Source organism: Pandoraea sp. B-6, from assembly GCF_000282835.1.
In the GTDB taxonomy this organism is placed as follows: domain Bacteria; phylum Pseudomonadota; class Gammaproteobacteria; order Burkholderiales; family Burkholderiaceae; genus Pandoraea; species Pandoraea cepalis.
The window spans coordinates 1-8,193 of record NZ_AKXS01000271.1 but is presented as its reverse complement, the minus strand read 5'-3'; the positions used below and the strand labels follow the sequence as shown (position 1 = coordinate 8,193).

At 64.9% G+C, this 8,193-nt stretch carries 7 protein-coding genes and 1 pseudogene; 7 read left to right on the top strand and 1 reads right to left on the bottom strand.

The window, feature by feature from the left end; genetic code table 11:
- Nucleotides 1-283: 283 nt before the first annotated feature.
- From A985_RS0101895 to A985_RS0101870, 6 genes are all read left to right on the top strand, one after another.
- The gene (locus A985_RS0101895; RefSeq protein ID WP_017231737.1) at nt 284-1,237 is read left to right on the top strand and encodes a bile acid:sodium symporter family protein; all 954 of its coding nucleotides are present in this window, start codon (nt 284-286) and stop codon (nt 1,235-1,237) included.
- A 171-nt stretch (nt 1,238-1,408) separates the two neighbouring features.
- Complete coding sequence (locus A985_RS0101890; protein WP_017231736.1) at nt 1,409-2,170, top strand: peptidylprolyl isomerase; 762 nt, start codon at nt 1,409-1,411, stop codon at nt 2,168-2,170.
- A gap of 411 nt (nt 2,171-2,581) precedes the next feature.
- Nucleotides 2,582-3,967 (top strand): NAD(P)/FAD-dependent oxidoreductase, encoded by a 1,386-nt coding sequence (locus tag A985_RS0101885; protein WP_017231735.1) that lies wholly within the window; start codon nt 2,582-2,584, stop codon nt 3,965-3,967.
- 83 nt (nt 3,968-4,050) lie between these two features.
- The gene (locus A985_RS0101880) at nt 4,051-4,620 is read left to right on the top strand and encodes an AfsA-related hotdog domain-containing protein (protein ID WP_017231734.1); all 570 of its coding nucleotides are present in this window, start codon (nt 4,051-4,053) and stop codon (nt 4,618-4,620) included.
- A gap of 42 nt (nt 4,621-4,662) precedes the next feature.
- The gene (locus A985_RS0101875; RefSeq protein ID WP_039829722.1) at nt 4,663-5,469 is read left to right on the top strand and encodes a fatty acid desaturase; all 807 of its coding nucleotides are present in this window, start codon (nt 4,663-4,665) and stop codon (nt 5,467-5,469) included.
- Nucleotides 5,470-5,482: 13 nt separating this feature from the next.
- Complete coding sequence (locus tag A985_RS0101870) at nt 5,483-6,979, top strand: NAD(P)/FAD-dependent oxidoreductase (RefSeq protein ID WP_017231732.1); 1,497 nt, start codon at nt 5,483-5,485, stop codon at nt 6,977-6,979.
- A gap of 69 nt (nt 6,980-7,048) precedes the next feature.
- Here A985_RS0101870 and A985_RS0101865 read toward each other — a convergent pair whose 3' ends face one another.
- A complete protein-coding gene (locus A985_RS0101865) occupies nt 7,049-7,753 on the bottom strand; it encodes a class I SAM-dependent methyltransferase (RefSeq protein WP_157211321.1) in 705 nt (234 codons plus the stop codon).
- A 267-nt stretch (nt 7,754-8,020) separates the two neighbouring features.
- Here A985_RS0101865 and A985_RS28015 point away from each other — a divergent pair.
- A pseudogene (locus A985_RS28015) lies at nt 8,021-8,193 on the top strand (transcriptional regulator); the annotation flags it as partial.

Here is an 8,193-nt window from a genome sequence, read left to right as displayed (position 1 = left end):
CGGGGCAGACCGCCTCGCGCGGGCAAGGAGGCGGCGCGGAGCGCGGCGATTTCGCACAGCGCGCGCCGCGTCCGGCGCGTCGCGACGCGGTTGGCGGCGCCTTGCTGATGGGCAAGGCAAAACGCGACTGAACGGCTCAGGAAGGGCATCGGGCGCAAATTAAGTAAAATATTAAGCTTTTGCGCCCGGTGGCCCGGGCGTGGCAGGGACAATGAGGCGTCAGGCAAGGCGGCCTCATCGGCTCACCCGCGCACGTGCCGCATTCCCCTTCCCTGAGGATTTCATGATCGCCCGTATTACCCGGCTGTTCCCGTTGTGGGCTCTGCTGCTGTCCGTTTCCGCTTATTTCTCGCCGGGCAGTTTTTCCAGCGTTACGCCGCACGTCACGGCGCTCCTGACCGTGGTGATGTTTGCGATGGGCGTCACGCTCACCGTCGACGACTTCAAGCGCGTGCTCACGCGACCCGCGCCGATCGTCGCCGGGGTGGTGTTGCACTATCTCGTGATGCCGCTGGCCGCCTGGGTGATCGCGCGCGTGCTGCACATGCCGCCCGATCTGACGGCCGGCATGGTGCTTGTGGGCAGCGTTGCGAGCGGCACAGCCTCGAATGTCATGATTTATCTCGCCCGCGGCGACGTGGCCCTGTCGGTGACGATCAGCGCAATGTCGACGCTCGTCGGCGTGTTCGCGACCCCGCTGCTCACGCGCTTGTACGTCGACGCCTCCATCGTGGTCGACGTCGAGGGCATGCTGCTGTCGATTCTGCAAATCGTGGCGCTGCCGATTGGCGCGGGCCTGCTCATCAATCGCTATTTCGGTCGTGCGGTGCGCGCGGTCGAAGGCTATCTGCCGCTCGTGTCGATGATCGCGATCGTGCTCATCATCGGCGCGGTAGTCGGCGCGAATCAGGGCAACATTGCCACGGTGGGCCCGTTGGTGATGCTCGGTGTCGTGTTGCACAACGGTCTGGGCCTGCTGGGCGGGTACTGGGGCGGTCGTCTGCTGGGCTTCGACGAATCGATCTGCCGCACGTTGGCCATCGAAGTCGGTATGCAGAACTCCGGCCTGGCGGCAACACTCGGCAAAATCTACTTCACGCCGCTCGCCGCACTGCCGGGGGCGCTCTTCTCGGTCTGGCACAACTTGTCGGGCTCGCTGCTCGCGGGCTACTGGCGGGGTCGTCCGACCGGCACCGCCAACGATGCGCCGGCGGTGGTCACACGTCCGTCTCACTGAGTGTTTTCGTGCGCCGCATGCGAGTGTGTGCGGCGCGCAACGGCCGCCCACACTGTCATCGCGGGCATTTGCCTTTCTGACGCGCATCGCCTACAACTTCGATATACCGTCGCGCCCCGGCATGCGAAGCGGCGCGACCGGTGGCAGTCAATGTTTTGGCGGGAGTGCGTTATGTCTTTGCGAGTCAACGGAATTGTCATCGACGCACGCCGCGTCGCCGATGAGATCGATCAGCATCAGGACGAGGCCGATCCGGAAGTCGCCGCACAGCACGCGTTGGTGAGTCGTGAATTGCTGCGCCAGCGCGCATTCGACTTGCGTTTATTCGACAAGAACGACGCGATGCCCGCGAGCGACGACGCTATCGTCGATGCACTGTTCACGCGGGACGTTCAAGTGCATCGTCCCACCGACGCCGAATGCCGGGCTTACTTTCACGAACACGCCGGGCAGTTCCGTGTTGGCGACCGGGTGCAGGCGAGTCATATTCTGTTTGCGATGTCGGCGAGCGTGCCGCTGTCGACGACCTTGGAGCGGGCGCAGTCGGCACTGGATGCCGTGCGCTCCAATCCCGATTCGTTCGAAGCGGTGGCGCAATCGATGTCGGATTGCCCGTCAGGTCGCACGGGCGGAAGTCTAGGTATGCTCGCGCGTGGCAGTGGCGCACCCGAGTTTGAGTTGGTGCTGTTTTGTGGCGACCGACTCGGCGTGGTGCCGAGACTGGTCAACACGCGCTACGGTTTCCACGTTGTGCGGATCGAACGCCGGGTGAAAGGACACATGCCGCCCTACGAACGCGTGGCCGAGCGTATCGCCGCGCAGTTGTACGAGCAGGCGCGTGCGCGGGCACTGCGGCACTACGTGGCGCTGCTCGCCGGTGTCGCCGAAATTAGCGGCGCCAACGACGATGACGGACCGGTGCGTGTGCAATAGCGGATGGTCGGCTGTCGGAACGGCGTGCGTGTCCAGCCAGGTGCGGCAGGGCGCGCGAGTGTGTCGATGGACTGATCGGGCAACGTCGTAGCGTTCAGTGTAGTGTCCCAAAGGGCTGGGTTCTGTGTCAGGCAGAACCCAGCCCTTTCGTTTTTCCGCGCCACGCAGCGCGTTCGGTGAGGCAGCGCACCGCGCCCGCGTTGCCGTCGTCATGTGCCATCCAATGATGGAATTGAGATCCAACGCGTTGCGGAGTTCACGTTTGCGATCGCTCGTGTTGAGCACTATCGGTGACCGCCCGATGAGATGCGAACGATGAACCGCGTTCGCCTATCCTTAGGATGTCGTGATATTCAGGTGTCATTTTCACGATACTTAAAGCATGCCTAATGAACATGCGGGGGATCCCTGATGGCAACCACTGCGACGTGCGCCGTCGTTGGCGGCGGCATTTCCGGCATTGCGGCTGCGCATTATCTACGCGACGCCGGCCTTCATGTCGAGCTTATCGAGCAGCACCGGTCCCCCGGTGGCCGGATCACCACTGCGACGCTCGACGGCGACCGAATCGATCTCGGCGGCAAGAACATCGGCCGGCACTATCTGCGCTTTCGCAAGCTCGCGCACGCCCTCGGACCCTTCGCGTTCGAGCCGTTCGGCATCAACACATCGCGCATTCGCGACGGAAAGATCGTCACGCTCGATAGCACGCGCCGCCTTGGCAGCACGCTTGCGTATCTGCGCGGTTGTCCTGCGGCGGATGCCATGCGCCTTGCCGCGCTTTGCGCGCGCGTGTGGCTCGACGCGCGCAATCGGTTCCTGGACGGACCGTCCTTTGCCCGGCTGGCGCGAGATGCCGACGATGCGCCGCTGGCTTCGCATTTCAGCCCGGCGTTCTGTCGCGCTGTGGTGCGGGCAATGTCGGTGCGAATGAACGGTGCGGAGCCCGACGAAATTCACCTCGGCAATTTCGGCACCCACCTGGGCATGTGGCTCGACACCTATGATCAGCTCAAGGCGGGCATGGGGGCGTTTATCGGTGCGGCGACCGCGCCGCTGGCGGTGCGCTTCAATGCCCGCGTCGAGCGGCTCATGGTGCGTCACGGACGGGTTTCCGGTTTGCAGGTGCGGCAATTCGATGGGCGAACCGATCATCCGGAATACGACCATGTGGTGCTCGCCACGCCGGCAGGGGTGAGCGCGGATCTGCTGCGCGAACACGACGCGGCACTCGCCGCCGCACTCGACGAAATACGTTATTTTCCGGTGCTCGTGGTGGTGGCCGCTTACCGCCGGCCGATATTCTCCGCGAACGTGCGCGGTCTGTCGTTCGGCCCGGACAACGCGCTGAGCAACGCCGGCGCCTACGGCATCGACAGACTCGACCGCGTGCGCTACACGTTCAGTGGCCGCAAGGCGCGCGCCGTCATCGCAAGTGCGCGAAGCGCGGGCAGCCTTGCCGGGCCGGAAGCCGAAGCATTGCTGGATCTCGCCGAGACGACCTTGCGCCAGTACGTTCCCGTGGAACGGGCCGACCGGCGCGACGTTGTCGCGCATCTTTTCGATCCGGGGTTGTGTGCGTACGCGCCGCATCACTATCGGCTGCGCGCATGGCTCGACGATCGGCGCCATGGCATCGACGGTCTTGCGTTCGCCGGCGATTATCTGCGCGGTGCGTCGATTGAGGCCTGCATGCTCTCTGCTCAGGAGGCCGCGGTTCGCATCGCCCAGTCGCACCTCGCGCACGATCTACGCGCATCGCGTGCCATCGATTACGGCTTCCACGCATCGTCGTAAGTCCAGCATCGATCCCTCAGGCCAGCTCGCCGTCATCCCGGTGGGCCAGGTTCCGTCCCCCCCATTGTCTGAACGGAGTCGCCATGAACCTTCAAACGCCCGTGACCGGCCGCCCTGCCGGTACCTCCGATGTCGCCACCGCTGACGCCTTTGCCATGCCGGGCAAGCTCGACCGGACGATGGTTCACAAGACCAATCCGGTCAATGTCTTCGTCGCGTCGATCGAGCGGGCGCAAGCCACAACCGAGGGGCACGATACCTTTTCCGCTGTGCTTGCGATCGATCCGCACCACGCGTTCTTCTTCGAACATCCACTCGACCACGTTCCCGGCCTGATGATGATCGAAGCCACTCGCCAGACCGGCACTGCGATCTCGCACCGCTTCTACGAGGTGCCGCACGACCTCATCTTTGTGCTCAATTCGCTGGAAGTCACCTTCGAGCATTTCGCCGAGCTGCACGCGCCACTGTCGGTGCGATTCGTGATCGTCGCCAAATCCTATCGTCATGACCGCTTGTCCGCGCTGGCTTGCGAAACGCAGTGGCTGCAGTTCGGCCGCCCACTGGGCACGATGAACGCGCGCTGGAGCTTCGCTTCGCCGGCGCTGCTTGCCCGCTTGCGTCACTCGGCCAAGGCGGACGACATCCATTGAATCACATCGATGGCGATGAGCCGTGCGTTGCAGGGAGGCATCATGAGACATCTCGCCCGACTTCTGGGTCTGCGTTACACCGAAGATCTTGCACCGCTGGCGCTGGTGGCCGGTGCTGCATTGTTGCAGTGGGCCGCCTATTTTCTCGTGCACGATCCGTGGGTGGCGATCACGTGCGCGACGATGCTCCTGTTGCCCCAGATCGCCGTTTCGACCGCCGTGCACAACCAGTCGCACATGGGCATGTTCGCGGGCGCCTGGGCCAATCGCGTGCTGGAATGGGTGATGACCCTGGAGACCGGCATGTACGCGGCAAAGTTTCGCCTGCATCACAGCCGGGGACATCACCTGCACTACACCGAACCGGAGCGGGATCCGTCGCGCTGGATCGATGCCGGCGGTTGCCGGATGTCGCGGCTCGCTTACGTAGCTCATTATTTCCTGACATACGATTATCACGTGCTGCGCATCGGCCGGACCTGCACGCGATTGCGTCGACGCTGCCTCTGGCAGGTCGCGGCCAGCAACCTCGTATTGGTCGCTTTGCTGTTTCATGACCCGCGCAATGCGCTGCTGTTTTTCGTCATGCCAAGGATCCTGGTCTGGCTCAACTTCATTCACATGACGTACGACGATCATATCGATCTCTACGCCAGCGATCCGTTCAAGGCATCGCACACGAAGGCCAACCGGTGGCTCAATCTTGTGTTTTTCAACAACGGCTATCACCTCGCGCATCACGTGCGGCCGGGCTTGCACTGGAGCCGGCTACCGGAATTCCATCGGCAGATCGCCCACCGGATCGACGTGGCGCCATCGTCGACGCCATTGAATCGCTGGTTCCGATAATCCGGGGGAGATCATGACGGTTTCATCGACACGGGCGCGCTGCACGCCCACCGAAGCCCCATCGACCGCCTGGCGTGCCATCGTCGTCGGCGCGGGCATGGCGGGCTTGCTCGCCGCGCATGCACTGGCGGGGCACTTCGATGAAGTGTGGCTCGTCGAGCGCGACGCGCTGCCCGATTCTCCAGCCCCGAGGGCGGGCGTGCCGCAGGGGCACTACGTGCATCAACTGCTGATGCGGGGGCGCCGAACGCTCGATGCGCTGTTTCCCGATTTGGGCCAGGCCTTGCTCGACGCGGGCGCGGTGCCGCTCGACTGGTATCGGTCCGTGCGCTGGTTCGGTGCCGCGGGTTGGATGCCGCCCGCGGGCGAGGGCTTCGTCACATGGTCGACGAGCCGTGGCCTGCTCGAGTTCGCGGTGCGTCAGCGCGTGCTCGCCAAGCGGAACGTTCGTGTTCTGACCGGCTGCGACGTCACGGGGTTGCGCTTCGATGCGGCGCTCGCACGCGTTTGCGGCGTGGCGATTCGGCGTCGCGCGGGCGGATCGCGCGGACAAGCCGAAGATGCCGAAGATGTCACGACCTTGCCGGCCGCCTTCGTTGTCGACGCGAGCGGGCGCAACTCGCATGCGCCGTCGTGGCTGCGAGCGATGGGGCTGGACGCCGTACGCGAGACGGTCGTCGACGCCCGTGTCGGGTACGCGAGCCGACTCTATGCGGTGCCGAAGCCGTCGGTCTGGCGCGACTGGCAAGCGCTGGTGGTGCACGGCCGGCCACCCGAATGCCTGCGCAGCGGCACGATCTTCCCCATCGAGGACAACCGGTGGATCGTCACGTTGACGGGGGCGGGCGGCGATTATCCGCCGGGCGATGCCGACGGCTTCCTGGCTTTCGCGAAAAGCCTGCGGGTGCCGACCCTCCACGATGCGATTGCCCACGCCGAGCCGGTCTCGCCGATCCGTCAGTTTCGCCGGACGGAAAATCGGTTACGCCACTTCGACGAAATGCGGCGCTGGCCCGCAGGCTTCGCGGTGCTTGGCGACGCCGCATGCAGCTTCAATCCGGTGTACGGACAGGGCATGACGATTGCGGCATTGAGCGCGGTGGCGCTCGACGCCCATCTGCATCTCATTCGTCGCGCCAACGATGCCCCGGGTGGATTGGCCTTGCAGCGTGCCCTCGCCCACGTGGCGCAGCGCGCGTGGATTTTCGCGACTGGCGTCGATTTACGTCAGACGGGGGAGCGGGGCGCCACGCATTGGCGGGCGCGGCTCATGCAACATTACGTGGAGTCGCTGCTCGGTCTCGCCGTCGACGATGCCGCCATCTACCGGCGCTTTCTGCGCGTGATGCACATGGTCGAGCCGCCGTCCGCGTTGTTCGCCCCCTCGGTGACGGCGCGGGTTGCCTGGCGGATTGCCTCGCAGCGCGCGGCGCTCGCATTTGCGCCGCGACGTTCCGCATCGCGTTACCCACGGGATTTGGCGGGTGTGAGGAAAAACGGACAAAAGTGACCGCTCATAAAAGGAAAGCGGGCGCGTCGCTACGACGGATCGCGCTCGCCTGCCTCTACCTCCCGACGCTCAACCGGTAATCAGTTCGAGCGTCAGCGTGTCGAGCGTGAACGAGCCGTCGTCCTGAATCCTGAAATGACGACGCACGTCGTCGGCCATGGCCGTTTGCAGCGCGCGAATGGCTACCTGCATCGGCGCTGGCGTACGCATGCGCGCGATCCACGTCTTGAAGTCGAGATCGAGCGTGCGCGGCGTGAGCGACGCCACCGATAATCCCGCCCCAGCGGCCATCGTCAGCCATTCGCTCGCGGCGTAGTTGCGCACGTGCGACGTATCGCGCAACACTTCGACCGCTTGCAGATACGTGTCGAACAGCGGCCGCCCCGTCGAGGCGACGTCGCAGATCACGACGCGTCCGCTGGGCTTGAGCACGCGACGCATCTCGCGCAGCGCGGCACCCACGTCGGCCCAGTGATGCGCACTGTATCGGCTGAAGACGAGATCGAAGCTGGCATCGGCGAACGGCAGCGATTCGGCTGCGCCCAGTTGCGTGTCGATGTTCGTCAGGCCGCGCTTGGCCGCTTCGCCTGCGACCACGCCGAGCATGTCGGCGGACAGATCGTACGCCACCACGCGCGCGACGTGCGGCGCCGCGAAGAAGCTCACGTGTCCCGCGCCGCACCCCAGGTCGAGCACCTGCGCACCCGGATGCGCGCGAGCGATCGCGGCGAGTTGCTCCAGATCGGCGCCCTGCGCGTGATTGGCACTCGTCAGATAGGCCGATGCCTGCGGGCCGAATTGGCCGGTGACGACGGCGTTATGGCCATGATGCGCGTGGTGGGTGTCCTGCGCCCCTGCGGGGGCGGTGGACGAACCCGGGCGGGAAGGGTATGACGGGGTTTCGCTCACGGTGAGTCTCCTACGTGGGTGGGGCAGGGCGCGATGCAAGGGGAGTCGGCCCGCCTGGGCGCTTGCGCGATGTTGGTAAGTCTCACGATAATGGCTCGTTGATACCGGTACAAGTTACCTATTTATCCTGGTATGAAAACTACCCCTATCCCTAAGCCCGAATTGGCGTCTGACGCGCCAGCCCCTCACGGTGACGATGCGCGCCAGCGTCGCGCGCTCGGCGACTTCTTGCGCGCGCATCGCGAGCGGCTGACCCCGGCGGCCGCCGGACTGCCGCCTTTGGGGCGGCGTCGCACGCCGGGATT

What these genes read in the sequence shown, in the direction of transcription:
- A985_RS0101895 (WP_017231737.1), top strand. Translation starts at nt 284, where the DNA reads ATGATCGCCCGTATTACCCGGCTGTTCCCGTTGTGGGCTCTGCTGCTG.
- A985_RS0101880 (WP_017231734.1), top strand. Translation starts at nt 4,051, where the DNA reads ATGAACCTTCAAACGCCCGTGACCGGCCGCCCTGCCGGTACCTCCGAT.
- A985_RS0101870 (WP_017231732.1), top strand. Translation starts at nt 5,483, where the DNA reads ATGACGGTTTCATCGACACGGGCGCGCTGCACGCCCACCGAAGCCCCA.
- A985_RS0101875 (WP_039829722.1), top strand. Translation starts at nt 4,663, where the DNA reads ATGAGACATCTCGCCCGACTTCTGGGTCTGCGTTACACCGAAGATCTT.
- A985_RS0101885 (WP_017231735.1), top strand. Translation starts at nt 2,582, where the DNA reads ATGGCAACCACTGCGACGTGCGCCGTCGTTGGCGGCGGCATTTCCGGC.
- A985_RS0101890 (WP_017231736.1), top strand. Translation starts at nt 1,409, where the DNA reads ATGTCTTTGCGAGTCAACGGAATTGTCATCGACGCACGCCGCGTCGCC.